This is a genomic window from Acidimicrobiales bacterium, assembly GCA_022452035.1.
In the GTDB taxonomy this organism is placed as follows: Bacteria; Actinomycetota; Acidimicrobiia; order Acidimicrobiales; family MedAcidi-G1; genus UBA9410.
Genome location: JAKURV010000010.1, coordinates 12162 through 37928 on the forward strand (window position 1 = coordinate 12162; position 25767 = coordinate 37928).

At 68.2% G+C, this 25767-nt stretch carries 25 protein-coding genes; 14 read left to right on the top strand and 11 right to left on the bottom strand.

Annotated features, from left to right (window positions below; translation table 11 throughout):
- Positions 1–15: 15 nt before the first annotated feature.
- The 3 genes from MK181_05005 to dxs all read left to right on the top strand — a co-directional run bounded on the left by MK181_05005 (position 16) and on the right by dxs (position 3167).
- A complete protein-coding gene (locus MK181_05005; protein MCH2419155.1) occupies positions 16–396 on the top strand; it encodes a thioesterase in 381 nt (126 codons plus the stop codon).
- On the top strand, positions 383–1228 hold the full coding sequence (locus MK181_05010) for a phosphatase PAP2 family protein (GenBank protein ID MCH2419156.1): 846 nt from the start codon (positions 383–385) through the stop codon (positions 1226–1228). The genes MK181_05005 and MK181_05010 overlap by 14 nt, the downstream gene beginning before the upstream one ends.
- A gap of 106 nt (positions 1229–1334) precedes the next feature.
- A complete protein-coding gene (gene dxs / locus MK181_05015) occupies positions 1335–3167 on the top strand; it encodes a 1-deoxy-D-xylulose-5-phosphate synthase (protein MCH2419157.1) in 1833 nt (610 codons plus the stop codon).
- A gap of 16 nt (positions 3168–3183) precedes the next feature.
- On the opposite strand, the gene MK181_05020 is transcribed toward dxs, so the two are convergent.
- Positions 3184–3828 carry a NifU family protein gene (locus MK181_05020; GenBank protein MCH2419158.1) on the bottom strand — a complete coding sequence of 215 codons (645 nt, stop codon included), beginning with the start codon at positions 3826–3828 and terminating at the stop codon, positions 3184–3186.
- 70 nt (positions 3829–3898) lie between these two features.
- Between MK181_05020 and MK181_05025 the strand changes: the two genes are divergently transcribed.
- The 6 genes from MK181_05025 to MK181_05050 all read left to right on the top strand — a co-directional run bounded on the left by MK181_05025 (position 3899) and on the right by MK181_05050 (position 11573).
- Positions 3899–4615, top strand: coding sequence for a crotonase/enoyl-CoA hydratase family protein (locus MK181_05025; GenBank protein ID MCH2419159.1), 717 nt, complete (start codon positions 3899–3901; stop codon positions 4613–4615).
- A gap of 23 nt (positions 4616–4638) precedes the next feature.
- A complete protein-coding gene (gene hemH, locus MK181_05030) occupies positions 4639–5664 on the top strand; it encodes a ferrochelatase (protein MCH2419160.1) in 1026 nt (341 codons plus the stop codon).
- A 55-nt stretch (positions 5665–5719) separates the two neighbouring features.
- Positions 5720–6040: a hypothetical protein gene (locus MK181_05035; GenBank protein ID MCH2419161.1), complete on the top strand. Its 321-nt coding sequence runs from the start codon at positions 5720–5722 to the stop codon at positions 6038–6040.
- A 151-nt stretch (positions 6041–6191) separates the two neighbouring features.
- Complete coding sequence (locus MK181_05040) at positions 6192–8609, top strand: DNA topoisomerase 4 subunit A (protein MCH2419162.1); 2418 nt, start codon at positions 6192–6194, stop codon at positions 8607–8609.
- A 2-nt stretch (positions 8610–8611) separates the two neighbouring features.
- The gene (locus MK181_05045; protein MCH2419163.1) at positions 8612–10735 is read left to right on the top strand and encodes an ATP-binding protein; all 2124 of its coding nucleotides are present in this window, start codon (positions 8612–8614) and stop codon (positions 10733–10735) included.
- A 10-nt stretch (positions 10736–10745) separates the two neighbouring features.
- Positions 10746–11573 (top strand): PD-(D/E)XK nuclease family protein, encoded by an 828-nt coding sequence (locus MK181_05050; protein MCH2419164.1) that lies wholly within the window; start codon positions 10746–10748, stop codon positions 11571–11573.
- Between the two features lie 10 nt (positions 11574–11583).
- On the opposite strand, the gene MK181_05055 is transcribed toward MK181_05050, so the two are convergent.
- Both MK181_05055 and MK181_05060 read right to left on the bottom strand, forming a co-directional pair.
- Positions 11584–11913, bottom strand: a complete 330-nt coding sequence (locus tag MK181_05055) for a hypothetical protein (protein ID MCH2419165.1) — start codon at positions 11911–11913, stop codon at positions 11584–11586.
- The gene (locus MK181_05060; protein MCH2419166.1) at positions 11913–12731 is read right to left on the bottom strand and encodes a ParA family protein; all 819 of its coding nucleotides are present in this window, start codon (positions 12729–12731) and stop codon (positions 11913–11915) included. Before MK181_05060 ends, MK181_05055 begins: the two co-directional genes overlap by 1 nt.
- Before the next feature lie 98 nt (positions 12732–12829).
- On the opposite strand from MK181_05060, the gene mutM reads away from it, so the two are divergent.
- Positions 12830–13651 (top strand): bifunctional DNA-formamidopyrimidine glycosylase/DNA-(apurinic or apyrimidinic site) lyase, encoded by an 822-nt coding sequence (mutM, locus tag MK181_05065; GenBank protein MCH2419167.1) that lies wholly within the window; start codon positions 12830–12832, stop codon positions 13649–13651.
- A gap of 73 nt (positions 13652–13724) precedes the next feature.
- Entirely contained in the window at positions 13725–15437 is a 1713-nt protein-coding gene (locus tag MK181_05070; protein ID MCH2419168.1) for a DUF3048 domain-containing protein, read from the top strand.
- 28 nt (positions 15438–15465) lie between these two features.
- Here the strand turns inward: MK181_05070 and map are convergent, their stop codons facing one another.
- Entirely contained in the window at positions 15466–16407 is a 942-nt protein-coding gene (gene map / locus MK181_05075; GenBank protein ID MCH2419169.1) for a type I methionyl aminopeptidase, read from the bottom strand.
- 43 nt (positions 16408–16450) lie between these two features.
- Positions 16451–16906: a MaoC family dehydratase gene (locus MK181_05080; protein ID MCH2419170.1), complete on the bottom strand. Its 456-nt coding sequence runs from the start codon at positions 16904–16906 to the stop codon at positions 16451–16453.
- A 115-nt stretch (positions 16907–17021) separates the two neighbouring features.
- Between MK181_05080 and MK181_05085 the strand changes: the two genes are divergently transcribed.
- Positions 17022–17930 carry a cation diffusion facilitator family transporter gene (locus tag MK181_05085; protein MCH2419171.1) on the top strand — a complete coding sequence of 303 codons (909 nt, stop codon included), beginning with the start codon at positions 17022–17024 and terminating at the stop codon, positions 17928–17930.
- A gap of 21 nt (positions 17931–17951) precedes the next feature.
- On the opposite strand, the gene MK181_05090 is transcribed toward MK181_05085, so the two are convergent.
- A complete protein-coding gene (locus MK181_05090; protein ID MCH2419172.1) occupies positions 17952–18671 on the bottom strand; it encodes a VIT1/CCC1 transporter family protein in 720 nt (239 codons plus the stop codon).
- Positions 18672–18764: 93 nt separating this feature from the next.
- Between MK181_05090 and MK181_05095 the strand changes: the two genes are divergently transcribed.
- Positions 18765–19874, top strand: a complete 1110-nt coding sequence (locus MK181_05095) for a hypothetical protein (GenBank protein MCH2419173.1) — start codon at positions 18765–18767, stop codon at positions 19872–19874.
- A 16-nt stretch (positions 19875–19890) separates the two neighbouring features.
- Here MK181_05095 and MK181_05100 read toward each other — a convergent pair whose 3' ends face one another.
- Genes MK181_05100 through MK181_05120 form a run of 5 tightly spaced genes read right to left on the bottom strand, consistent with a single transcriptional unit; the run spans position 19891 to position 25059 of the window.
- Positions 19891–20799: a DMT family transporter gene (locus tag MK181_05100; protein ID MCH2419174.1), complete on the bottom strand. Its 909-nt coding sequence runs from the start codon at positions 20797–20799 to the stop codon at positions 19891–19893.
- Between the two features lie 49 nt (positions 20800–20848).
- Positions 20849–21505: an aquaporin gene (locus MK181_05105; GenBank protein MCH2419175.1), complete on the bottom strand. Its 657-nt coding sequence runs from the start codon at positions 21503–21505 to the stop codon at positions 20849–20851.
- 4 nt (positions 21506–21509) lie between these two features.
- The gene (gene cimA, locus MK181_05110) at positions 21510–23129 is read right to left on the bottom strand and encodes a citramalate synthase (GenBank protein ID MCH2419176.1); all 1620 of its coding nucleotides are present in this window, start codon (positions 23127–23129) and stop codon (positions 21510–21512) included.
- Entirely contained in the window at positions 23116–24036 is a 921-nt protein-coding gene (locus MK181_05115) for a branched-chain amino acid transaminase (protein MCH2419177.1), read from the bottom strand. Before MK181_05115 ends, cimA begins: the two co-directional genes overlap by 14 nt.
- A 42-nt stretch (positions 24037–24078) precedes the next feature.
- On the bottom strand, positions 24079–25059 hold the full coding sequence (locus MK181_05120) for a 3-isopropylmalate dehydrogenase (GenBank protein ID MCH2419178.1): 981 nt from the start codon (positions 25057–25059) through the stop codon (positions 24079–24081).
- A gap of 221 nt (positions 25060–25280) precedes the next feature.
- Between MK181_05120 and MK181_05125 the strand changes: the two genes are divergently transcribed.
- On the top strand, positions 25281–25751 hold the full coding sequence (locus tag MK181_05125; protein MCH2419179.1) for a transcription elongation factor GreA: 471 nt from the start codon (positions 25281–25283) through the stop codon (positions 25749–25751).
- Positions 25752–25767 lie beyond the last annotated feature (16 nt).

A 25767-nucleotide genomic window follows, 5' to 3' on the forward strand; every position in this document is an offset into this window, starting at 1 on the left:
ACCGCTGTGCCCCCGATGCCTGGGTTGCGCGGCCTGGCCGTGCTTACCGTCACCGATGCCGACACGGCCGTCGCCCTGCGATCCGGCGAGGTCCCGACACTGGCTACGCCGCGCCTGGTCGCCCTGTTGGAAGAGGCCACGGTGTCCGCTCTGGACGGCTACCTCGGCAAGGGAGAGACCAGCGTCGGCATGCGGGTCCACATCGACCATCTGGCCCCGTCGGCCCCCGGCAGCCTGGTGGACGCCGAAGTCGTGCTGGAGGCCGTGGAGGGCCGACGACTGACATTCGCCGGCACGGCCCGGGTCGGCGACGACGTAGTGGCCAGGGCCACCATCGTCCGGGTGGTCGTGGAGACCGACCGGTTCCTGGACCGAGTGACCGGTGGGGCCGGCTGACATCGGGCCCGACGGGCACCGGGTGCTGTCGACCGGACGGTCGGGCCTCCGCCGGTCCGGAGAACCGGGAACCGGGCTTCACTGGTGGGCCGAGGTGGCCCTCGTCCTGGCCTTCTACGCCGTCTACTCAGCCATCCGGAACCTCTTCGGTTCCGAATCGGTGGAGCCCGCGGTCGCCCTGGCCAACGCCGAACGGGTCATTGACCTAGAGCGGGCACTGGGCCTCTACAGGGAGCCGGGAATCCAGGCTGCCTTCCTGGACCACAAATGGTTCATCCAATTCTGGAACCTCTTCTACGGGACGTTCCACTTCGGGCTGACCATCTTCGCCCTGGTCTGGGTCTACCGGCGGTTCCCTCACCTGTACGCCCGGCACCGGTCCACCTTCCTGTGCACCACGGGGTTGGCCCTAGTCGGGTTCAGCCTCTTCCCCCTGATGCCGCCTCGGTTGCTGTCGGACTGCGGGGAGTTCGGGGCCTGCCTGGCGTCCCTCCACCCCTACGTGGACACGGTGGCCGACGTCGGCGGCCTCTGGTCGTTCGACTCGGGGACCATGCAACGGGTCTCCAACCAATACGCCGCCATGCCAAGCCTGCACTTCGCCTGGGCTACCTGGTGCATGCTGGCGCTCTGGCCCACTCTGCGCACCCGGGCCTCTCGGGCCCTGATTGCCGCCTACCCGTTGGCCACCCTCTTCGCCGTGGTGGTGACGGGTAACCACTTCTGGATCGACGCCGTGGGTGGCCTGGTAGTGCTGGCCGCCGGCCAGGTCCTGTCTGGCCTGCTAGTGGCCGGTTGGCGCCGCTGGCGGTCGGCCGTCGAGGCCCGTTAACCGGCTCCCGCCGGGTGTCAACGTGACACCCCGGCTACCGTGTCCTCCTTGGTTCCGTCCCGGAGCCCCCGTCCCGACCCGGCCCCGCCGATAGGCCTGAGCGCCCATGCGACTCGACTCCATACGGACCCCCGCCGACCTCCGCGATCTCGAGCTCGAGGAGCTCACCGGCCTGGCCGCCGAGATCCGGCAGCGGATCGTGGACACTGTGGGCCAGACCGGAGGCCACCTGGGCTCCAACCTCGGTGTCGTCGAGCTGACCCTGGCCCTCCACCGGGTTTTCAGCAGCCCCCGGGACGCCATCCTCTGGGACACCGGGCACCAGACCTATGTCCACAAACTGCTGACCGGTCGGGTCGACCGGTTCGACGGCCTCCGCCAGGCCGGCCGGCTGTCGGGCTACCCGTCACGCGACGAGTCGGGCCACGACTGGATCGAGAACTCGCACGCCTCGACCGTGCTGTCCTACGCCCACGGCCTTGCTACGGCCCAGGCGGTCACTGGCGGAAACCGACGAGTGGTCGCGGTGATCGGCGACGGGTCCATGACCGGGGGCATGGCCTTCGAGGGGCTCAACAACCTGGGTCACAGCGGCCTGAAGGTCACCGTGGTGCTGAACGACAACGGCCGGTCGTACGCCCCGACTGTGGGCCGCCTATCCGAGAGCCTCATCCGGATCCGCTCCAACCCCATCTACATGCGCCGACAGCGTCGCCTGGAGGACCTAGCCGAGCACCTCCCGTGGGTCGGTGAGCTAGTCGAGCGGGGAATCAGCGCCACCAAGGCGGCCATCCGGGACATGTTCGAGCCCACGGCCTTCTTCGAAGCGCTCGGGGTCCACTACCTGGGCCCCTTCGACGGACACGACATCGCCGAGATGGAGGATGCCCTAGCCAACGCCATCGAGTTCGACGGCCCAGTCTTGGTCCATGTGCTGACTCAGAAAGGCCGAGGCCACGGACCGGCAGAGCAGGACCCCATCAAGCACATGCACGACACGGGAGGCGTCAAGCCGGGTAGTTACACGGCGGCCTTCACCGAGTCGCTCCTCAAGGCCGCCGAGTCGAGGCCCGAGGTGGTGGCCGTCACGGCCGCCATGCCGGACTCCACCGGCCTCCTGCCGTTCCGCGAGCGGTTCGGCGACCGGTGCTTCGACGTGGGCATCGCAGAGCAGCATGCGGTGACGGCGGCGGCCGGGATGGCCATGGGTGGGCTCCGCCCTGTGGTGGCCCTCTACGCGACGTTCTTAAGCCGGGCCTTCGACCAGGCCAACCTGGACGTCGGCCTGCATGGCCTGCCCGTGGTGTTCTGCCTGGATCGGGCGGGGATTACCGGCGACGACGGCCCGTCGCACCACGGCGTGCTGGACATCGTCCTGCTATCCAAGGTCCCCGGCATGACGATCCTGGCGCCTTCCTCCTACCAGGAGGTCCAGCAGATGCTAGAAGACGCCCTGGCCATCACCGACGGGCCGGTGGCCATCCGTTGGCCCAAGACTCCGGCACCCCACGTCGGCTGGGACGAGGTGGGTCGTGGCCTGTCGGCCCGCCGAGTGGTCGAGGCCACCGGCGACCGGACGGTGTGTCTGCTAGGAGCCGGCAAGATGCTGGCCGCTGCCCAACAGGCGGCCGACCTGCTGGCCGCCGAGGGCGTGGACGCCTCGGTTTGGGACCCGCGCTGCGTCTGCCCGTTGGATCCCGAGATGCTGGAAGACGCGGCGAGACACCGGCTGGTGGTCACCGTCGAGGACGGCTTCCGGGAGGGCGGCTTCGGCTCCGCTGTGCTGGACGACCTGGCCCGACGGTCCCCGAGCACCGAGGTGGAGGTGCTGGGCGTACCGGTAGCCCACCACGCCCACGGTGCGGCGGACGACCTGCTGGCCTCGTTCGGCCTGAACGGCCCGGGAGTGGCCGAAAGCGTCCGTAGGCGGCTGGGCTGATCCGGTCGTCGACCGCTCAGGTGAAGAAGGGGTTGTCGCCCGCCGCGTGGTCTGTGGCGTCGACCACTTCAGTGATCTCTGGGATGGCTTCCAGAATGGCCCGTTGAATTCCCTCAGTGAGGGTGGCCTGGCTCATAGCGCATCCCTGGCAGCCGCCGCCCATAGTCACGTAAGCCGTGTGGCCCTCGACGCCGACCAGGGTGGCGAAACCGCCATGGGAAGCCAGCATCGGGTTGACGTTCTGGTCCAGGAGCTGGGTGATCCGCTCCGGAACCTCGCCTTCCAGGACCAGTTCGCCGACGTCGCCCAACGGGTTGGGTCGGTTCGGGTTGCGGATGACCAGGCCGCCCTGCACCGGGTTGCTCGGCAGATCGAGGGTGGCCCCGGCCAGCTTCGACTGGCTCTCGTCGCCTACCGCGAACTCCAGGCCGCCGAACTCCCACCGGTGGCAGCCGTCGGGCAACTCAGAGATGGGTGTGAAGGCCAGGTCGTAGACATAGTCGACGCCAGACACGCCGGTCACGTCGATCTGTAGGGCCAGGGAGGCCGGCTCGTCCTCGCCGGCACGGACTTCGAGCACCTTGGCCAGGGCGGCCTCGGTGACCGAGATGACCGGCTCGTCGGTGGACGGTGCGGCGTCGAGAGTGGTCTGGTCGCTCATGTCCTAAGGCTACCGGCTTGTACTGGGCACACTTCGATGGCCCCCACGTTGCACCGGTAGGTTCTCGGATATGACCGACTCCTCCTCCGCCCCTGCCGTGGTCTCCGTCCGCCGAGACGGGGACGTGGCCATAATCGACCTCGACGACGGCAAGGCGAACGCCCTTGGACACGAGACCATCGCCGCCCTGCTGGCCTCCCTCGACCAGGTGGAGGCCGACGGAGCTGACGCCGTGGTGCTGGCCGGCCGGCCGGGCCGTTTCTCGGCCGGCTTCGACCTGACCGTGATGCAGGCGGGCCCGGCCGAGGCACAGGCAATGCTGAAAGCCGGGGTAGACCTGTTCCTCCGGCTGTATCTGTTTCCCCGGCCCGTGGTGGCGGCCTGCACCGGGCACGCCATCGCCGCCGGCGCCATCCTCTTGTTGTCGAGTGACGTACGCGTCGGGGCGGCCGGTGAGTTCAAGGTCGGCCTGCCCGAGGTCACCATCGGTATGCCGCTCCCGTTCTTCGCCACGGAGTTGGCCCGAGACCGCGTCTCCAAGCGGCACTACGCGCAGGTCATCCTGGGCCGGATGACCGACCCGGCCGCCGCGGTGGACGTCGGGTTCCTCGACGAGGTGGTCGATCCCGACGATGTCGTGGAGGTGGCTCTGGACCGGGCTCGGGCCCTGACCGGGGTCAGCCGGGGCGGGCTGGTGCGCACCCGGGTGACGTCTCGGGGGGCGGTGGCAGATGCGATCCGTGCCGGCCTGGAGGACGACCTCGCCCATTTCAACGTCGAAGGCTGAGCGGTCAGGGCGCAGCACTGACCATGCCCGAACGTTACGACGGCCTGCTGCTAGTGGCCTTCGGGGGACCTGAGGGACTAGACGACGTCGAACCGTTCCTGGCCCGGGTGACATCCGGCCGCTCCATCCCGCCCGACCGCCTGGCCGAGGTAGCGGACCGTTACCGATCGGTCGGTGGTCGGTCCCCGTTGAACGGGCGCATGCGGACGCTGCGAGATGCCATCCGAGCCGAATTGGATCGGCGGGGCCTCGACGTGCCCGTCTTCTGGGGCAACCGGAACGCCGACCCGCTACTGGCCGACGCTGTGGCCGCCATGAGCAACGCTGGGGTCCGACGGGCCCTGGCCTGGACGGCCTCCCCCTACGCCTCCTACGAGACGTGTCGCCGGTACGGCGAGAACCTGGAAGCGGCCCAGACGGCCGTCGGTCCGGGAGCGCCAGTAATCGATCGGGTCCGGCGCCACCACGACCATCCGGGCCTCATCAATCCGGCCGCCGACCGATTGGTCGAGGCCCTCGACCGACTGCCCGCGAACCGACGGGACCGGGCCCACCTCCTGTTCTCCGCCCATAGCATTCCGACCGCCCTGGCCGACACCTGCGCCTACGTGGCCCAACTCCGCGACACGGCACGCCTGGTCGCCGAGCGGGTGGATCCCGAGCATCGGCACGACCACGAGGTGGTCTGGCAGTCCCGTAGTGGCTCGCCGCAGGTCCCGTGGCTGGAGCCCGACGTAGGCGACCGGATCCAGGCCCTGGCGGCCGCCGGAGTGGACGCCGTGGCCGTCTCCCCCATCGGCTTCCCAGTGGAAAACTTCGAGGTCGCCTGGGATCTGGACGTGGAGGCATCCGGGCGGGCCGCCGACGCCGGCGTGGCGTTTACCCGGGCCGAAGCAGTAGATGACGATCCTCGCTTCGTCTCCATGGTGGTGGACCTCCTTGTCGAGAGACTCGGCCACGATCCCGAACCAATCCGATCGGGCCTCGGATCCCTCGGCGTCCCGGTCGACGCCTGCTCCAAGACGTGCTGCCCAGGACCCCGCCCCTGACCGCCGCCGACCCGCCGAGCATCCCCGAACGCCGGTAGACCGACAGGTAATTTCGGTGGTGATGAACCATGCTCGTATCGCCTCGGAAGCCCTCCGCTTCCGACTGGGAACGTTCTCTACCCCGATAGGCGGATCCCCGGCGCTGGATCCTGAGGAGGCCGGGGCCATCCTGGTGGCCTGCGGGGACCCTGGCGTTGACCACGCCCTACGGATGGTCGGTCAGACCTGGCAACAGGCGGGTCTAATCCCCGAGACCATCGAGCAACCCTGGTCGGCCGGTGATGCGGCACGAATGCGGTCGGTCGGCGGAGTCGCCCTGCTCGACGCCCTAGACGATCTGGTCTCCGGCATCTCCCGCTGCCGCATCCTGTCCTGAGCCCGGCTTTCCAGCGGTCGCCGGGAAGGTGCCGCGGCGGGGACCATGACCCGCAGTACGGTCGCCACGGGGCTCCGGTGGGCGATGTCGCACCCCCATGCCATGCTCGCCTTACGGCGCCACGACCGACGACCAGCCACCACCGAGGCCGATGAGTAAGCAGCAGAAACTCCTCCCTGATGACCGGCCCTTCGCCCGTCAGGTCGTGGAGGTCCCGGTCGCCGACGAGATGAAAGAGTCCTTCCTCGCCTACTCCCTCTCGGTGATTACGGCCCGGGCCATCCCCGACGTTCGGGACGGCCTCAAGCCGGTTCAGCGGCGCATCCTCTATTCGATGCTGCGTATGGGTGTGCGTCCCGACTCCCCGCACCGAAAGAGCGCACGGGTGGTGGGCGACACCATGGGTCGTTACCACCCGCACGGTGATGCAGCGATCTACGACGCCCTGGTGCGCATGGGCCAGACGTTCTCGCGGGGCATGACCCTGATCGACCCGCAGGGCAACTTCGGTTCGCTGGACGACCCACCAGCCGCCCCCCGTTACACCGAGTGCCGCCTCACCGAGGCAGCCATGGCCATGGTCCGGGAGCTCGACGAGGACACGGTGGAGTTCCGTCCAACCTACGACGGGGAGGCCACCGAACCCGTCTCGCTGCCAGCCCTCCTCCCCAACCTGCTGCTGAACGGCACCACGGGGATCGCCGTGGGCATGGCCACCAACATGCCCACCCACAACCTGGCTGAGGTCCACGCGGCGGTCGCCCTGGTGATGAAGAAACGTCGCCCGAAACCCACTACCGACGAGCTGATGGCCGTCCTACCCGGCCCGGACTTCCCCAGTGGGGGAATCCTGGTCGACGACGGCATCCGCGAGGCCTACGAGACGGGCCGGGGGACCATCCGGCTTAGGGCCCGGGCCCACGTGGAGGACATTGGTCGGGGCCGACAAGCCATCGTGGTCACCGAACTCCCATACCTGGTGGGGCCGGAGCGCGTGATCGCCAAGCTCAAGGAGTTGAACGAGACCGGACGAGTGGCCGGCATCTCGGACTTTAAGAACCTGTCGGACCGCCACACCGGGTTGCGCCTCCAGGTCGCCGTTAAGCCGGGGCACAACCCGCAGGCCGTACTGGGTGAGCTGTACCGGCTTACCCCGCTGGAGGAGACCTTCGGGATCAACAACGTGGTCCTGGTGGACGGCGAGCCCCGGACCCTCGGGATCTACGACCTCTGTCGCCACTACATCGACCACCGTTTGGAGGTGGTGGTCCGCCGGACGAACCACCGGCTAGCCCGGGCCGAGGAACGCCTCCACATCGTGGCTGGCCTCCTGATCGCCCTGGACGCCATCGACGAGGTGGTGGCCATCATCCGCGGCTCGGAGGACGCGGCGACGGCTCGCGAGGCCCTAATGGACCGCTTCTCGCTGAGCAGGAACCAGACCGACCACATCCTAGATATGCCCCTGAAGCGCCTGACAGCGCTCGAGACCCGGCGTCTGGAAGAGGAGCGAGAAGAGCTTGAAGCGGCGATCGGGGACTTCAAGCAGCTCCTCAAGTCGGAGACCCGTCGTCGCACCCTCGTAGTGGCCGAGCTGACCGAGGCCGTGGAGGCATTCGGTCGGCCGCGACGGACCGAGATCGTCCACCCGGATGACCTTCCCGTGTTCGACACCACGGAGGTGGCCGAGGACGTGGCCGACGAGCCTTGCGTGGTGACCCTGACCACATCAGGCCAGATTGGCCGGTCACCCGCTGACGGGGCCCGGCGCGCTGCTCCCGGGCGCCACGACGTGCTGGTCGCCTCCCTCCTGACCCGGACCCCAGCTACCGTCACCGCGGTGACGTCGGAGGGCCGGGCCCTCCAGGTGCTGGCTGCCGAGCTGGCTGACGGCGCTGGCCGAGCCCGGGGCGCCGGTGCTGCCCAGGCCTTCGGTACCAACCGAGGTGAGTCCATCTACACGGTGGTGGCTGAGGGCGACGAGCACCTGGTGTTGGCGACGGCCGGTGGGATGACCAAGCGGCTGACCCTCGACGAGGTCCGCTCCACCCGCAATGGCAAGCCCCTGCTCAAGTTGAAGACCGGCGACCGGGTGACCGCCGCCTTCACCGCCCCCAACGGTGTGGACGTAGTCCTCGTGGCCTCCGACGGCCAGGTCCTACGGACCCCGGTGGACGGCATCAGCGTGCAAGGGCGCGGGGCGGCCGGTGTGGCCGGAATGAAGCTCCGGCCCGGTGCGACGGTGGTCGGCGCAGCCGTCATCCTGGGCGAAGACGTCCTCATCACGGTGACCGACGACGGCGGAGTCAAAGCCACCCTGGTGTCGGAGTTGGACGCCAAGGGGCGGGGCGGCGTCGGGGTGCGAGCCACCCGGCTGGGAGACGGGACGACCCTGACCTTGGCCCATGTCGGACCCCCGATGGGCCTTCTGGCCATCATGGCCGCAGACGACGACCCAAAGAAGCCCGATCCGAACCCGGTGCCTCTCGTCCTGGAACCGACTCGCCGGGACCTGGTGAGCGCACCGTCTGAACGACAGATCCTGGCCATCGGCCCGGCCAGGTGGTGACCGTGGCCACCACGGCCAAGAAACCCACCACGGCCAAGAAACCCACCACGGCCAAGAAGCCCGCTGCGGCCAAAAAAGGCGGAGCAAAGGGGTCCGGTAACGGTTACGACGCCGACGCCATCCAGACTCTCGAGGGTCTGGAGGCGGTCCGCAAGCGGCCCGGGATGTACATCGGCGGCACGGGCGCCCCCGGTCTGATGCACCTGGTCTGGGAACTCGTGGACAACGCCGTCGATGAGGCTTCGGCCGGTTTCGCCGACCGGATCGAGATCACCCTGCACCGCGACCAGTCGGTCGAGGTGGCCGACAACGGCCGGGGCATTCCTATCGACCGACACGCCAAGCGCAAGGTCTCGGCCTTGGAGGTCGTGCTGACCGAGCTCCACGCGGGGGGCAAGTTCGGTGGCGGGGCCTACGGGGCCTCGGGGGGACTTCACGGGGTCGGTGCCTCGGTGGTCAACGCGCTGTCCAGCAAGCTGGTGGCCCAGGTGGACCGGGACGGCCATACCTACGAGTTGGCCTTCCGGGAGCGGGTGGCCGGCCAGTTCTCCGGATCCTCGTTCACCGCTGGCCACCAGCTCGCGAAGGTCAAGCGGATCTCCAAGAACAAGACGGGAACGCGTATCCGCTTCTGGGCTGACCGGGACGTCTTCGACGCCGATGCCCGGGTAGACACCGAAGAAGTCCATCAACGAGTCGTCCAGGCGTGCTTCCTGGTCCCCGGCGTAAAGATCCGGGTAGTCGACAAACGGGCTGGCGCCTCCTCGGATCCATTCGAGTTCGTGTCCCGGGGAGGCCTGGCCGACCTGGTCGACCACCTCTCCACCGGCGAGAACGCCTGCGAGGTCATTGCCCTGTCGGGCATAGACACCTTCACCGAACGTGTCCCGGTGGACGGCAAGATGCGCGACGTCGAACGGGAGTGCACCGTAGAGGTGGCCCTGCGGTGGGTGAAGGGCTACGACACCCGCCTGGAATCGTTCGTCAATACCATCCCCACAGTCCAGGGGGGTACCCACACCGCGGGGTTCGACCGGGCCCTGACCCGCGCCGTTAACGACGTCCTCCTGAAAGACACCCGGAAGCTGGCCAAGCTGGCCAAGGAGAACAAGCACCGGGCCACCAAGGAGGACGTGCAAGAGGGCATGGTGGCTGCCTGCAAGGTGGTCTTCCCTGAACCCCAGTTCCGGGGCCAGACCAAGCAGGAGCTGGGCACCCCGGCCATCGAGAAGATCGTCTACGACGTGGTGAAACAGGGCATCACTGACTGGTTCTCGGGAAGCGGTCCCAAGACCCACATCAATGCGGTGCGAGACAAGCTGGCCAACGCGGTCATCAACCGTGTGAGCTCCAAGCAACTGCTGGAGACCCGCCGGAAGGCGGCCAGCATGGGGTCCACCGGCATGCCCGACAAGTTGGCCGATTGCCGGACCCACGGACCCGACTCGGAGCTGATCATCGTCGAGGGCGACTCGGCGGCCGGGCCAGCTAAGGCGGGGCGCAACGCCGAGTACATGGCCATCCTCCCCCTACGGGGCAAGGTGGTGAACGCGGGCAAGGCCACCCTCAAGCAGGTACTGGACAACGCCGAGGCCCAGGCGCTCTTCACCGCCGTGGGCGCCGGGTCGGGTCGGGACTTCGACCTGGAATCGGCCCGGTACGGCCGCATCGTCATCCTGTGTGACGCCGACGTGGACGGGAGCCACATCCGGTGTCTGCTCCTCACTCTCATCCACGAGTACATGCGCCCCCTGCTGGAGGCGGGCCGTGTGTACGCCGCGCAACCGCCCCTCTACACCTGCCGGGTCGGCGACACCATCCACCGGGCGTTCAATGACGAGGAACGGGACGACATCGTAAAGGCGCTGGCCAAAGGGGGTCGTAAGCCCGAGAACCTTAAATGGAACCGCTTCAAGGGCCTGGGCGAGATGAACGTCGAAGAACTAGCCGAGTGCGCCCTAGACCCGGAGACCCGGATCCTCCGTCAGCTCACCATGGCCGAGGGCCGGGAAGCCAAGAAGGCTGCAGAACTCTTCGACGTCTTGATGGGAGCCGACGTGGGCCGAAGACGCGACTACCTGATTGCCAATAGCAGCCTGCTGGATCCCGACGCCCTCGATATCTAGGACCTGTCCGATGCCAGACCTCCCGCGCTCCTTCTCGCCCTCGTCGGCCGGCGTCTGGAAGCAGTGCCCACGACGGTGGCGGTACCGCTACGTCGAAAGGCTCCCCGATCCTCCGGGCATCCCCGCCCTGATAGGCACCTTCGCCCACCGCGTGCTGGAACTCCTGTGCGACGAGCCGGCCGCCGACCGCACGGTGGACCGGGCCCGGGAACTGGCCGGCCGGGCCTGGCCGGAAACGGCCATCAATCCCGACTTCGTGGCCCTGGGCCTGGACGATCGCCAAGTCCACGACTTCCGCTGGAAGGCCTGGACGGCCATCGAGGGGCTCTGGGCCCTGGAGGACCCGGCTGGCGTCGAGGTCCGGGCCACCGAGTGCCGGGTAACTGCCACGGTGGGCGGAGTGCCCTTCTACGGCATCGTGGACCGCCTGGACGGGGACGGTGACGGCCTGGTGATCACCGACTACAAGTCGGGTAAGGCCCCTAGGAGCGCGGACCGACCGAAGTCCCTTGACCAGGTCCTTCTTTACGCGGCGGCCGTCGAGGACAGCATGGGCGAGCGTCCGGATCGGGCCCGCCTCCTCTATCTGGGCGCCGAGATCCTGGAGACCGCCGTCTCCGAGGACCTTCTGGCCGACACCACCGGCCGCTTCGCCAAGTCCTGGGACGAGGTCGGTGCGGCCTGCTCCGGCGACCACTTCGAGACCCGCCCGGGGCCGCTGTGCGGCTGGTGCCCGTACGTGGACCGTTGCGACGACGGGCGGGCCGAGGTGAAACGGCGGGTGGGCGCCGGGCGGATGCGCGAGGACGCTCCGGCGCGTGCCCTGCTCGGCCTCTGACTGAGGAGGTTCAGTCGGCCCGGCGGCGACGTCGCCACAGGGCCAATATCAGGGCCACCAGGGCTACCGCCGCCAGCACCCCGAAGCGGTGCAGTAGGTCGGCCCGTTCGTCGGTCATCTCCACTGACGGGGTCTCGAACGGTCGCAGGCCATCGTCCGCCGAATCGGCCGGCGGTGGATCCCCAACCGTCTCGGTGGCTACCTCAGGACCGACCCCGGCGGAAGCTTCGGATGGGACCGGCCCGTCGCCGACCACCGGAATGGCCTCCAACAGGCTGTCCACCGGGCTATCGGCAGTGGGACGGGGCCGGGCTCGCTGGGCCTGCGGGTCGTAGGCCATCAGGCCACAGCCTCGACCGGAGTACCGGCCAGTCCGTCGGAGAGCGGTAACCGGTCTAGGAGGGCATCGAACTCGGCTGCCGCCTCGGCCGCCCCGGGTCGTCGCCCCAGAGCATGGATTGGAAGGGACCGGGCCGCCGCCTCGGTGACGGCGGCTCGGAGATGAACAGGCGGCAGACACCGTCCCGGGTACGCCTCACCCAGCTGTTCATGCCAGTACCGACCGTCCCGGGTCCGACCCAAACGGTTCACGGAAATCCCGACAAGGTCGGGTCGACCGTCGGGACGTCGCAGACGAATGCGGTCGATGGTCTGGACCATCCGGGCTACACCGTCCACAGCCCACGCACCCGGTTCGGTCACCAGGAGCACCGCGTCAACGGCGAACAGGGCGTTGACGGTGAGCAGGCCCAGCGAGGGCGGGCAGTCAACGAGGACCAGGTCGTGGCCGGTCCCGACCCCGCCCCGGAGAGCCAGGGCCAACCGGTCCTGAGCTCCCAGGGGGTCGGTGGCCAACTGCGGCTCGCGTACGGCCAGATCAGGCGAAGAGGCCACTAGATCGGGCACCGGGCCGAGATCAGATGGCCACCCGCTGGGCTCCACCTCCGACGCCAGGCCACCGGGACGCTCTTCGGCCAGCACCCGGTCCACCCCGGGACCGGGTTCGAACACCCCGAGGCCCGTGGTGGCGTTACCTTGCGGGTCCAAGTCCACGACGAGGACGGCCAGGCCTCGAGCCGAGGCAGCCGAAGCCAGTCCCAGCACCACGGTGGTCTTTCCGACCCCGCCCTTCTGGTTCACTACGGCCACCGCGACCATGGCGGCAACCTAACCCACGGCACCCGGTCTGCCGGGTCCCCTCGGACCCAGTGACTGGTCCTCCGGAGCGGCCTGTCAGCCGCCGGTACGCTGCGACGGTGCCCGAGCTCCCCGAGGTCGAGACGGTACGCCGGCAACTCGATCCGCTGATCCGGGGGGCCGTAGTGGTCGCCGGGCGGGCCCACCCCTCGGCCAAGTTCGCCTCGGGCCCGGACGCCGTCGGCCACCGGTTCTCTAGCGTGGACCGTCGGGGCAAGTACCTGCTGTTGGGCCTAGAACCGGTCACCTCCCCGAGTGGGGCGCCGCTGGAACTGGTCGTCCACCTCGGGATGACCGGAGCTCTCTACGTAGACCCCTCCCCACCCGTCGACCCTTATGCACGGGCCGAATGGGAACTGGACGATGGTCGCTGGCTCTGGTTTCGGGACGTCCGACGGTTCGGGCGCACGGTGGTGGTCCTACGGGGCGACCACCGGTTGTTGCCCACTCTCCGGGATCTGGGACCAGAACCCTTCGACCCGGCCCTGACCGGGGCGTCCTTCCACCGGGCCCTGGTCGGCAGCCGTCGCCGGGTCAAGACGCAACTCCTGTCCCAGCGCCTCGTTGCCGGAGTCGGCAACATCTACGCAGACGAGGCCCTCTGGCGGGCCGGCATCAACCCCGGAACCCGACGGGTCGGGCCCGAACGCGCTACCCGCCTCCTCAACCACCTCCGGGACGTTCTGGCCGAGGCGCTGGACCACGGGGGAACCACCCTGCGCGACTACCGGACCCCGGACCGGTCAACCGGATCGAACCAGCACCGGTTGGATTGCTACGGACGTTCCGGTCTCCCCTGCCGAGAATGCGGTGGACTGCTGACCAGTCGGCCGATCGATCAGCGGACTACCACCTGGTGTCCCACCTGCCAGGCCCGGTGATCGGCAAGAAATACGGCCTCGGACCCCCCGGGGTGCCCCGACCGCCGAGCAGTCGACCTCTACGCTCAACCCCGTGGACGCCGCCCCCCGACGCCAACTCCGGGCGGTACTCCCCCTCGCCCTGGCCGTAGTAGCCCTGGCCGCCGTCCCGGCCCTGGCCGGTGCATTCGACGAGGAGATCGCTGCCCTCCGAGACGACATTGCCGACCACCACGACCTCATCGGCGACCAGGAAGACCTCATCGAGGACCACCACGACCTCATCGGCGACCAGGAAGACCTCATCGAGGACCACCACGATCGAATCGCCGAGCTGGAGGGCGATCTGGTTGATCTGGACCACCAGATTGCCGAGACCGACGAACTGATCGGCGACGAGGCCACTGAGCTGCGGATCCTGGAGGTGCGTCTCGAGCTGCTGGCCGACCGGTTCGCCCGGATCCTGACTTCCCGAGACGAGCCGGCCTTCCTCCATCGAACCATGGCGGTCGACGCCTACTTGCAGAACAACGAGCGGATGAACGCCGTGCTCACCCAATCGGCCCACCTCGCCAACGACGCCCTAGAGGGCGTTCGGGACCAGATAATTTACGACTCGGTGATCGAGGAGGCCCAGAACCGCCTCGACCTCGTAGACGCTGAACTCCGGCTCGCCGCCGATTCGGTCCGGGGCCTCCATGCCCTGAAAGCGGAGGCCGAGCAACGGCGGGTCCAGGCCATGTCTTCTCGCTCCGCGACAGAGGACGCTAAGCCGGCCGTCCGGGAGGCCATCGGGCGGGTCTACGACGACATCGCCGACGCCCGATCGACCATCGCCGACCTGGAGACCCGGATCCTGGAACAGGAGGCCCAGATCCCGGAACTGGAGGCCCAGATCCAGGAACTGGAAGCCCAAATCCAGGAATTTGAACGCCTGGACGTCACCCGGACGTGGGCTGGCCTACAGGGGAACGACATCCCACGGCCCGCCCTGGCCGTCAAAATCGACAACGTGACTCGAGCCCACCCGCAGTCGGGGGTGAACCAAGCTGACGTCGTCTACGAGGAACTGGTGGAGGGTGGAGTGACGCGGCTGGTGGCCGTGTTCCAATCCACCTCTGCTGAGACGGTGGGACCGATCCGGTCGGCCCGGACGTCGGATCCGCAACTGCTGTCCGGCTTCGACCGGCCCCTGTTCGCCTACTCGGGAGCTAACCGGGGAACCCGTCAGGAACTGGCCACCTCGTCGATGGTCGACGTCGGTTACAGCGCCCTCACCGACGACTACTGGCGAGATAAGTCCCGTCGGCCGCCCCACAACCTCTACGTCTCGCCCGACACCCTCTGGGCCCACCACACCGACCGGACCGGGGTTCCCCCTGCACCGTTCCTTTACCGACATGTGGGCCAGGCTCATCACCCGGACGCCGAGGAAGCCGCCGGGGTGAACATCGACTTCGGCCTCACCGAGGTCGACTACGAGTGGGACGGCACCGGCTGGGCCCGCACGCACGGTGGTAACCCCCACGTGGACCACTCCGGAACCCGGGTTGCGCCAGCCAACGTCGTGGTGCAGTTCATCTCCTATGGCTGGTCCAAAGCCGACTCCCGCTCCCCAGAGGCCCGTACCACAGGCTCGGGAGAGGCCTGGGTGTTCACCGACGGCCACGTAGTTCGAGGCCAGTGGAGCCGACCCGACGAGGCCCTCCCGGCCGTGTTCACAGCCGACGGGAAGCCCGTCCGGCTAACCCCGGGCAATACATGGGTCGCCCTTGCCAAGTCGGGAACCGCCGATTGGTGGGACTGAGCCCCGCCGAACCTCCAGGTCGGTTGGGTCAGGCCGGGGCGGCGACGGCGAACACGTCGGCCGGCACTGTGCCGTCCGCCGTCATCGTCAGCACTCGGATCCCGTCCTCGGTGACGAGCACCGTGTGCTCAAACTGGGCCGTTCGGCGACCATCCAAGGTGACCGCCGTCCAGTCGTCGTCCCATAGCCCGCACGCCGGATCTCCCAGGGTCAGCATGGGCTCGACGGTGAAGGTCATACCCGGAACCAGGATCGTCTGGGCACGCGGATCGTGGTAGTGCGGGATCTGCAGGCCGCTATGGAACTCGGTGCCAATTCCATGTCCGATGAACTCACGCACCACCCCCAGTCCGTGGCGGTTGGCGTGTCGTTCTATGGCCCGGCCGATGGCGTGGACTGGTTGCCCGGGCCCGGCCGCTGAGATCCCGAGTTCCATGGCGGCCCGGGTCTCAGCGATGAGACGCAGGTCGTGGTCGCTGACCTCGCCCACTGGAAAGGTGACCGAGGTGTCCCCGTGGACGCCGTCCAGGTAGATGGTGACGTCAACGTTCACGATGTCGCCGTCGGCCAGCGGCCGACTGTCGGGTATCCCGTGGCAGATCACCTCGTTGACTGAGGTACAGACCGACTTGGGGTAGCCGCGGTAGTTCAGTGGGCTGGGGTAGCCGCCGCGGGCCACCGTGGCTGCGTGCACGACCTCGTCCAGGTGGTCGGTAGTCACGCCGGGTACCACGTGGGGCCCCACCTCGAGCAGGATCCCAGCAGCTGCCTCACCGGCCCGACGCATCCGCTCCACCTCCTCGGGTGTACGCACTGACGACGAGGTCGACGGCCCGGGATCCCCGGAAAGGGCGTATGGGGGGCGTCCAATTCCGGCCGGTACAGGTCGGGTGGGGCTCTGGAGCCCCGGTCGGACCGGGGGTTCGGACCGGGGGACTAGGGGTGCTGGACGGCGCTTCCGCTTGGTCACCTGCCGATGCTACCGGCGTCTGTCGTAGGGGGCCGCCGGACGGTCAGCGTAAGAAGCGGCTGACGCTGTCCACCACGCAGGCCGGACGATCGCTGCCCTCAACCTCCACGGTCACCCGGATCACGGCCTGGTAGCCCCCCGATACCTCGTCCACCGAAATCAGCTCCGCACCGCCCCGGACCCGCGAATCCACCAGGACGGGCGACGGAAACCGGACCTTCTCCGTTCCGTAGTTGATGCCCATGGAGATCCCGTCCACCCGGATCAGGTCGGGAAGCATCTTGTTGGTCAGCGAGAGGGTCAGGTAGCCGTGGGCGATGGTGGTGCCGAACGGCCCGGCAGCGGCCCGTTCACGGTCCACGTGGATCCACTGGTGATCACCAGTGGCCTCAGCGAACAGGTCAATCCGGGTCTGGTCGACCTCCATCCAGTCGGTGTAGCCCAGGTGGGTTCCCACAGCGGCCGGTAGGTCATCGGGGCTATCAAAGACGGTGGGCATGGGTCCTCCGGTTGGTGGTCGGAATCGAAGGTCGGGCGGCGGTCCGTTGGTGGCGCCGACACTACGCTCCCGGTCAGCCGGAAGGCCCGGCGGGCCTTGTGACTCGGGAGGTGCCATGGCTGCGTCGGGAAGCAGGAAGGCCATCATGGCCGCCCTGATCGCCAACTCCGGCATCGCCGTGGCCAAGTTCCTGGGGTTCCTGGTCACACAGTCGTCGGCCATGCTGGCCGAGGCCGTCCACTCGGTGGCCGACGTGTCGAACCAAGGCCTGCTCCTGCTCGGCGGCCGTCGGTCCCGCCGCGAACCCACTGCGACCCACCCGTTCGGGTACGGACGGGAGCGCTACTTCTGGTCGTTCGTGGTCTCCGTAGTGCTGTTCTCGCTCGGTTCGGCCTTCGCCGTCTACGAAGGCATCGAGAAGGTCCGCCACCCTCACGAAATCCACAGCGTCGGCTTGGCGCTGGCCATCCTGGGCACCGGCATCGTTCTGGAGTCGTGGTCGTTCCGCACAGCCATTGTGGCGGCATCGCCGGAACGGCGAGGCCTGTCGTGGCGGAAGTTCATCCTTCAGACTCGCAACCCGGAGCTGCCCGTGATCCTGCTGGAAGACGCCGGGGCACTATTCGGTCTGGTAATCGCCGCAGCCTCCGTAAGTCTGTCGGCGGCCACCGACCAGCCCCGGTGGGACGGGGTGGGGACCATCCTCATCGGCCTGCTGTTGGGGGTCATCGCTGCCGTCTTGGCCCGGGAGATGAAGAGCCTCCTGATCGGCGAGTCGGCCGACGATGGCGACCGGAAAGCCATCCTTGCCGCCATCGGGGAGACCCCGGGCGTCTCGTCGGTGGTCCACCTCCGGACTCAGCACTTGGGTCCGGACGAGATCCTGGTCGGAGCACGGGTCGCCTTTGACCCCGGCCTTGACGTGGCCGCAGTGGCCGCCGCAGTGGATGAAGTTGAGGAGCGGGTCCGGGCCGTCGTACCGGCGGCCCACCCCATCTACGTCGAACCGGCGAATCCGGCGTAACGGCACCGCACCTGCTGAAGCTCAGCCCACCGAGGCCCCCAGGATCCCTCCGATCCAGTAGGTGGCCATGCAGGCCCCCCCGGCCACCAGCATCTGGCGGATGGCCGTCCTGACCACCGAGCGCTCGGTGAGCCGGGCCAGCATTCCGCCGACGGTCGCCGTGGCACCGACCCCGAGAAGGGCTGACGCCCAGACGGCGCCCGTTCCCGACCCTCCCAGCCAAGGGATCAGCGGCACGAAGGCCCCGAGGGCGAAGGCCAGGAAACTGGCCGTGGCCGCGGCCAGCGGGCTGCCCAGCTGGGTGGGGTCGACGCCCAGTTCCTCTCGGGCATGGACGTCGAGGGCCACCTCGGGATCCGACATCAGCTCAGCAGCTACCACCTTGGCCTGCTCGGGCGTTAGACCCCGTTCCACGTAGATAGCGGCCAGCTCGGCCGTCTCGGCCTCCGGGTTCTCGGCGATGGACGCCCGCTCGATGGCCAGCTCCCGTTCCACCAGCTCGGCCTGGGCCTTCAGCGACACGTACTCGCCAGCCGCCATGGAGATCGCCCCGGCCAGAAGACCTGTAACTCCGGCCACCCGGACGAAGGTGGGATCGGTGCTGGCACCTGCGATGCCCAAGATGAGGGCCACGTTGGAAACCAACCCGTCGCTCACCCCGAAGACGGCGGCCCGAGCCGTGCCGCCCTGAACGTTCCGATGTCTATGCACCATCCCCGTGGGCCCGAGTCCTCCTGACATGGCACCGACCGTAGCGGGGCACCCGACTGCCGTCGGCCCTCTTCCCGGACCACGATCATGGACCGCTCCCCCGTCCCCTACTGTTCGGCGGACATGTCCACCCCTCTTTCCCCGCGTGCCCTGATCATCGGCGGGACCGGCCCCACCGGTCCAGCCATCGTGCGCGGGCTGGAAGAACGGGGCCTAAACGTCACGCTGTTCCACACGGGACGACACGAGGTGGACGAGGTGGCCCACGTCGAACACCTCCACGGAGACCCGTTCTCAGCCGAGGGGGTGGCTGCGGCCCTGACCGGACGCTCGTTCGACGTGGTGGTGGCCTGCTATGGGCGCCTACGAACCATCGCAGAGGTGCTATCCGGACGGTGCGACCGGTTCGTGAGCGTGGGTGGCACCCCGGCCTACCGGGGCTACTTCGACCCGACCCGGTTTGATCCCCCCGGCCTGCCCATCCCGACCGCCGAGAACGCCCCACGGTCCAGCGAGGACGACGACGGCAAGAGCTACCGGGTGGCCCGCACCGAGGACCTCCTGTTCGAGTACCAGCCGTCGGCCATCCACCTCCGGTACCCGTTCGTCTACGGCCCCCGGCAGATCGCCCCGTTGGACTGGTGCATCGTGCGACGGGTCTTAGACCGCCGCCCGGCCATCATCCTTCCCGAGGGGGGCCTGGCCGCCGAGACCCGGTCGTTCAGCGAGAACGCGGCGCACACTGTCCTGCTGGCCGTGGACCACTCGGACGCTGGTGGCCGGGCCTTCAATGTCGGCGACGAGGAGGCGCTCACCGCCGCCCAGCGGGTCCAGCTGATCTGCCGGGAGCTGGGACACGAGATGGAGATCGTGGGAATGCCTACAGACCTGGCCATACCGGCCCGCCCGCTCATGATGCAGGACGAGCCGGGACACCGGATCCTGGACCTGTCAGCCACGCGGGACGTTCTCGGTTACCGGGATCTCGTTCCGGCCCGGGTGGCAACGGCCCAGTCGGCCCGCTGGCTGTCTGATAATCCGCTGAAGCCAGATGGGTCGGCTGAGCGGGTGCTGGAGGATCCATTCGACTACGACCGCGAGGACCACCTGCTGGACTGGTGGCGATCGGCCACCTCCGACCCGCCGAATCTGGACTACCCGGTCGAGCCGGGCTACGGCGTGTACTACAGCGGCCCGGGCACCAGTCGTCGACGTTCCGACACCCGCATCTGACCCCTGAGGGGCGCTGTCAGGATCCAGCCCTGGTGGTCAGCCAGGCTCCGGCGACCAGCACGACGGCACCGGCGACCTCCCATGGGCCCAGGACCTCGCCCAGCACCCCGACTCCCAGCACGGCGGCCACCACCGGGATCACGTAGGTCACGGCCGACATACGGACCGGTCCGACCCGGCCGATCAGGGTGGCAGCAGCGACGTAGGCGATCCCGGTGCCCCCCACCCCGACGGCCACGTTGGCGGCTGCCGCCGACCATGTGAACGACGACCGGGCCAGGCCGAACAGGCCCCACGGTGTGGTGGCTACAGCGGCGACGCCCAGGACTCGTATCAGTACGGCCGGCGAGCCGTACCGCCGTTGGAGGGGCCCAGCGATGTTCGCCGCCACGCCGTAGCAGCTGACGGCCAGCACCACCAGGACGACACCCACCGCTCCGGTGTCTCCCATGCTCGCAGTAGACAAACCGATCATGAGCATGCCCAGGATGCCCACAACCACCCCGGCCACCTGGACCCGGTGGGTGGACACCCCGAACAGGACCGCCCCGGCCACCAGGGTCATGACCGGCATACCGCTGTTCAACATCCCGGTGACTGAGGAGTCAATCCAGGTCTGGGCCAGGGGGAAAAGGCTGAGTGGAAGGGCCATCCAGAGGATGCCCAGCAGGGCGATGGCGGGCCGGTCGGCTGCGTCCACCGGCCGACGGGCCGACGGGACGAGCGCCAGGAAGCACAGGCCCAGCACGGGGCGGAGCCAGGCCACCAGGCCGGGATGCTCGGCCTCCAGAGCTACCTCCATGAACAGGAACGACGACCCCCAGATTCCAGCTGCGGTGCACATCAGCAGCCAGTCGAAGGCCGCCATCGGCGACTCCCCGGCCCCGACCTCCCCGGGACCGGTCGGCGGTCCGGCCTCGTTCATCGCCGCACGCTACCGGCGGCCCCGGACTGGCATCCCGGTTGGAGACGGCTCAACTGGCGGTCGGGAATAGGGCCCGGAGGAGGGCGACGGCCACTCCCACCCCGACCACCTGCATGAGAATGAACATTGGCGCACAGGTCGGGTCGATACCAGCGAACGTGTCCGAGAGGGTCCGCCCGATGGTGACCGCCGGGTTGGCGAAGCTTGTGGAGGAAGTGAAGTAGTAGGCCCCTCCGATGTAGGCCCCAACCACGTAAGGAAGGTGGGCTGTGCGGGAGGTGCAAACGAGGCTGAATACCACGAGCAGGAGGCCCACGGTGGCCACCACCTCGCCCAGCCAAAGGGGTCCGCCGGTCCGACTGGTCGTGGACCAGTCCACGGCCGGTAGGTCGAACATCAGGTTGGCCAATACTGTTCCGGCGACCGCCCCAACCACCTGGGCGATGATCATGAACGGGACGTCACGGCCGGCCCGGTGCCCGAGTGCCCAGGCGGCCAGGGTGACCGCCGGGTTGAAGTCAGCTGAGATGGTGCCGAAGACGGCGATCACGGCGATTAGGACGCAGGCGGTAGCCACCGCGTTCTGGAACAGTTGGAGGCCCTCGTCGGTGGGGCTGAGCCGGGCGGCCATGATTCCCGACCCGACCACCCCGACCAGTAAGAAGAGGGTCCCGGTCCCCTCAGCCAGTAGGCGCCGGGCGCTCACCTGCTCAGGCCGGAGTGTGAAGGATGCCGTAGACCAGCGAGTCGACCAGGGCCTGCCAGGAGGCCTCGATGATGTTCTCCGACACCCCGATGGTGGTCCAGGTCCTCTCACCGTTGGTGGTGTCGATGAGCACCCTGGTCACCGCGGCCGTGCCCTGGCGGGTCTCTAGGACTCGAACCTTGAAGTCAGTCAGGTGCAGGCGGTCCAGCTGGGGGAACCTGCCCTCCAGGACTGAGCGCAGGGCAGCGTCCAGGGCGTTGACCGGGCCATTTCCCCGGCCGGTGGCCTCCAACCGCTCGTCGCCCACCTGGACCTTCACCGTGGCCTCGGTCTCAACCTCGACGGCCACCTCGTTCCACGCCCGGCTGCCACTTCCCGACCGGTGGCCCACGTTGACCGAGAAGGACTCCAGGGTGAAGTAGTCCTGGGTCCAGCCGGCAGCGGCCCGCATCAGGAGCTCTAGGGAGGCGTCGGCCACCTCGAAGTGGTAGCCGGCGTACTCCAGTTCCTTGAGGGTCTCCACAATCTCACCCAAGGTGTCGCCGTCCATCTCGATCCCCAACTGGTCGGCCTTCAACTCAATGGTGGACCGCCCCGACATCTCCGAGACCAGGAAGCGAGTGCCGTTGCCAACCGACTCCGGATCTACGTGCTCGTAGGCATCGCGACGTCGGGCGATGGCGCTGGTATGAAGACCCGCCTTATGAGCGAACGCCGTGGTCCCCACGTAGGGCTGCTGGGGATCAGCCGCAAAATTGACCAGCTCGGCCACGTGGTGGGCCACCGGCGTCAGTTTGGCCAAGCGGCCCTCGGGCAGCGTCTCCACGCCCATCTTGAGGCTGAGGTTGGCCACGATGGGCACCAGGTCGCAGTTGCCGACCCGCTCGCCGTAACCGTTGATGGTCCCCTGAACCTGCGTGGCTCCAGCGGCCACGCCGGCCAGGGCGTTGGCCACCCCGCAGCCGGTGTCGTTGTGGAGGTGCACACCGACCTCACAGTCCACGGCAGACACCACGTCGCGGACCGTGGCCCCCACCTGGTCGGGCAGAGAGCCGCCGTTCGTATCGCACAGCACGAGGCAGTCGGCGCCTGCCTCGGCAGCCCCCTGTAGGACCTGCATGGAGAATTCCGGGTTGTCGCGGTAGCCGTCGAAGAAGTGCTCGGCGTCGAAGAACACCCGACGACCACGGGACTTCAAGAAGCGGACGGAGTCGGCCACCATGGCTACGCCCTCGTCGAGGCTGGTCCGCAGGGCCTCTGTCACGTGGTATGCCGAGGCCTTGCCAACGATGCACACCACGTCGGTCTCGGCGGCCAGAAGGTTGGCCAGCGTGGCGTCCTCGGCGGCGTCGCCACCCACCCGCCGGGTGGACCCGAAGGCCACCAGGGTGGACCGCTCGAGGGCCAGCTCGGTACGGGCCCGGGTGAAGAACTCCTCGTCCTTGGGGTTGGCTCCCGGCCAGCCCCCTTCGATGTAGTGAACGCCGAGGCGGTCGAGCTGCTCGGCGATGCGCAGCTTGTCGTCGACGGTCAGAGAAATTCCCTCTAACTGGGCGCCGTCGCGCAGCGTGGTGTCGTAAATCTCGACAGCGGCCGGCAGCCCGGTGGCGTCAGGCGCTGACATGCTCGTTCCACCCCGCGTACTCGGGACGTTCCCCGCGAACGGCCTGGAAGAAAACCTCTTGGACCTGGCGTGTGACGGGGCCGGGGTCGCCTATGACCCGGTCGTCGACCGACCGGATGGGCACCACTTCGGCGGCCGTCCCAGACAGGAACGCCTCGTCGGCCGTGTAGAGGTCGCTGCGCAGGATGTTGCCCTGCTCGTATGGGATCCCGAGGTCACTGGCGATGCAGCGCACCGAGTCCTGGGTGATGCCCTCCAGGGCTCCGGCGCTGGCCGGCGGGGTAACGATGGTGCCGTCGCGAACCACGAACAGGTTCTCGCCGGTGCATTCGGACACGTGGCCCTGGGGCGACAGCAGGATGGCCTCGTCATAGCCGGCCTTGACGGCCTGGACCTTGGCCATCTGCGAGTTGATGTAGTGACCACACCCCTTGGCGGCGGGCGGCATGGAGTTTGGGTCGTGGCGCTGCCACGACGAGATCATCATGTCCACGCCCTCGGCGATTCCCTCTTCGCCGAGGTAGGACCCCCACGGCCAGCTTGCAATGGAGACGTCGACGGTGCACGAGAGGGGGTTGAGGCCCATCTCGCCGTAGCCGAGGTACACGAGCGGCCGGATGTAGCAGGACTGGTGCCCGTTTGCCCGGACGGTGTCCAGCGTGGCGGTGACCAGGTCGTCGACGGTGTACGGGATCTCGAGGAACAGGATCTTGGCCGAGCGGAAGAGGCGCTCGATGTGATCGCGGAGACGGAACACGGCCGGCCCGTTAGCCGTCTCGTAGGCGCGAATGCCCTCGAACACACCGTTGCCGTAGTGCAGAGTGTGGGTAAGTACGTGGATCGTGGCGTCGCCCCAGTCGACAAGCTCCCCATTCATCCAGATCTTGGACGATTCCTGGATCGGCATCTCGGTTCCCTTCTCGTTCGTGTTTCGTTCGTTCAGCGAGCCTCAGGCCACCAGAGCGGCGACAGCGTCGCCGATGGCCTTCGTGCCCTCGACCTCGGTGGACGGGTCAGCACAGGCCGCCTCCACCCTGGCTGCGGCGTCGGACTCCCCGAGGAAGTCCAGCATCATCGCCCCCGACAGGATGGCCGCCTTGGGGTTAGCGATGCCCTGTCCAGCGATGTCGGGCGCCGAGCCGTGGACCGGCTCGAACATGGACGGGCCGGTCCGGTCGGGGTTCAGGTTGGCCGAGGAGGCCAGCCCGATGCCACCCGACACGGCGCCGCCCAGATCGGTGAGGATGTCCCCGAACAGGTTGTCGGTAACGATGACGTCGTACTGCTGGGGTGAATGCACGAAGTAGATGCAGGCGGCGTCGACGTGGTTGTAAGCCGTCTCGACCTCAGGGTATTCGGCGGCTACCTCGTTAAAGGTGCGCTCCCAGAGGTCGCCAGCGAAGGTCAGCACGTTGGTCTTGTGGACCAGGGTGAGGTGCTTCCGGCGAGTCATGGCTAGCTCGAACGAGTAGCGGACGGCCCGCTCTACGCCGTGGCGCGTGTTGACCGATCCCTGGGTGGCGATCTCGAACGGCGTACCCCGGCGGAGGAACCCGCCCTCGCCGGCGTAGGTGCCTTCGGTGTTTTCGCGCACCACCCGGAAGTCGATGTCGTCGGCCGGGTACACGAAGGGCCGGAGGTTCACGTAGAGGTCCAGGGCGAAACGCATCTTCAGTAGGAGGCCCCGCTCGATCACCCCGGGCGGCACCTCCGGCGTGCCGACGGCCCCGAGGTAGAGGGCGTCGAGGTCCCGCCACTCCTCCAGGACCTCGTCGGGCAGCACCGTGCCGTCGCGTCCGTAGCGGGCGCCCCCAAGGTCGTAGTCGACCGTCTCGAGAGACACCCCGGCCGCGTCAATGACCTTGAGGCCCTCGGCGATGACCTCTGGGCCGATGCCGTCGCCGCCGATGATGCCGATCCGATGGGTCACGACTCTGGTCTCCTGGGAAATGGGTGGGGAACAAAAAAACCGCCCACCGAGGTGGACGGTTGGGCGCACACCGGGCGGGTGTGCGCTAGCAAATGATGATCACCTGGTGCCGGAATTCCACCGAGCAAGTGTACCAAGCACCCTGAGACGCTGGTCAACCGGGTTTCGACGTTGCCAGGTCCGACACCCCGACCGCCAGATTCCGTCGTTACCCTCAGGGTATGGCTGACGTACAGCAGTTCTCCCAGGAGGCCCACGACCGGCTCGTCGCCGAGTTGGAGGACCTCACCACTCGGGGGCGTATCGACCTCGCCCGCAAGATTGAGGTGGCCCGTGAACTCGGCGACCTGTCCGAGAACGGCGACTATCACGCGGCCAAGGAGGAGAAGGGAAAGATGGAGGGCCGGATCCTCCACCTCGAGAGCCTCCTGGAGAAGGCCGAGATCGTGGAACAGGTCAAGACCTCCGACGTGGTTGCCCCCGGAACGGTGGTGGCTGTGGTCTACGACGGAGACGACGAGCCGGAGCGGATGCTGGTCGGCTCCATCGAGGAGCAGCGCGACGATGTGGGTGTGGTGTCCCCCGGGTCCCCGCTTGGCGAGGCGCTGCTGGGTGCGACGGTGGGCGACACGGTGTCCTTTGAGGCGCCGAGCGGCTCGCTCTCCGTCAGGATCGTCGCTATCGAGCGGTGATAGCCGGCGCGCCCCC

What these genes read in the sequence shown, in the direction of transcription:
- MK181_05050 (MCH2419164.1), top strand. Translation starts at nt 10,746, where the DNA reads ATGCCAGACCTCCCGCGCTCCTTCTCGCCCTCGTCGGCCGGCGTCTGG.
- MK181_05060 (MCH2419166.1), bottom strand. Translation starts at nt 12,731, where the DNA reads ATGGTCGCGGTGGCCGTAGTGAACCAGAAGGGCGGGGTCGGAAAGACC.
- MK181_05125 (MCH2419179.1), top strand. Translation starts at nt 25,281, where the DNA reads ATGGCTGACGTACAGCAGTTCTCCCAGGAGGCCCACGACCGGCTCGTC.
- MK181_05080 (MCH2419170.1), bottom strand. Translation starts at nt 16,906, where the DNA reads ATGCCCACCGTCTTTGATAGCCCCGATGACCTACCGGCCGCTGTGGGA.
- MK181_05085 (MCH2419171.1), top strand. Translation starts at nt 17,022, where the DNA reads ATGGCTGCGTCGGGAAGCAGGAAGGCCATCATGGCCGCCCTGATCGCC.
- MK181_05055 (MCH2419165.1), bottom strand. Translation starts at nt 11,913, where the DNA reads ATGGCCTACGACCCGCAGGCCCAGCGAGCCCGGCCCCGTCCCACTGCC.
- MK181_05100 (MCH2419174.1), bottom strand. Translation starts at nt 20,799, where the DNA reads ATGAACGAGGCCGGACCGCCGACCGGTCCCGGGGAGGTCGGGGCCGGG.
- hemH (MCH2419160.1), top strand. Translation starts at nt 4,639, where the DNA reads ATGCCCGAACGTTACGACGGCCTGCTGCTAGTGGCCTTCGGGGGACCT.
- MK181_05090 (MCH2419172.1), bottom strand. Translation starts at nt 18,671, where the DNA reads ATGTCAGGAGGACTCGGGCCCACGGGGATGGTGCATAGACATCGGAAC.
- dxs (MCH2419157.1), top strand. Translation starts at nt 1,335, where the DNA reads ATGCGACTCGACTCCATACGGACCCCCGCCGACCTCCGCGATCTCGAG.
- MK181_05040 (MCH2419162.1), top strand. Translation starts at nt 6,192, where the DNA reads ATGAGTAAGCAGCAGAAACTCCTCCCTGATGACCGGCCCTTCGCCCGT.
- MK181_05020 (MCH2419158.1), bottom strand. Translation starts at nt 3,828, where the DNA reads ATGAGCGACCAGACCACTCTCGACGCCGCACCGTCCACCGACGAGCCG.
- MK181_05025 (MCH2419159.1), top strand. Translation starts at nt 3,899, where the DNA reads ATGACCGACTCCTCCTCCGCCCCTGCCGTGGTCTCCGTCCGCCGAGAC.
- MK181_05005 (MCH2419155.1), top strand. Translation starts at nt 16, where the DNA reads ATGCCTGGGTTGCGCGGCCTGGCCGTGCTTACCGTCACCGATGCCGAC.
- MK181_05115 (MCH2419177.1), bottom strand. Translation starts at nt 24,036, where the DNA reads ATGCCGATCCAGGAATCGTCCAAGATCTGGATGAATGGGGAGCTTGTC.
- cimA (MCH2419176.1), bottom strand. Translation starts at nt 23,129, where the DNA reads ATGTCAGCGCCTGACGCCACCGGGCTGCCGGCCGCTGTCGAGATTTAC.
- MK181_05095 (MCH2419173.1), top strand. Translation starts at nt 18,765, where the DNA reads ATGTCCACCCCTCTTTCCCCGCGTGCCCTGATCATCGGCGGGACCGGC.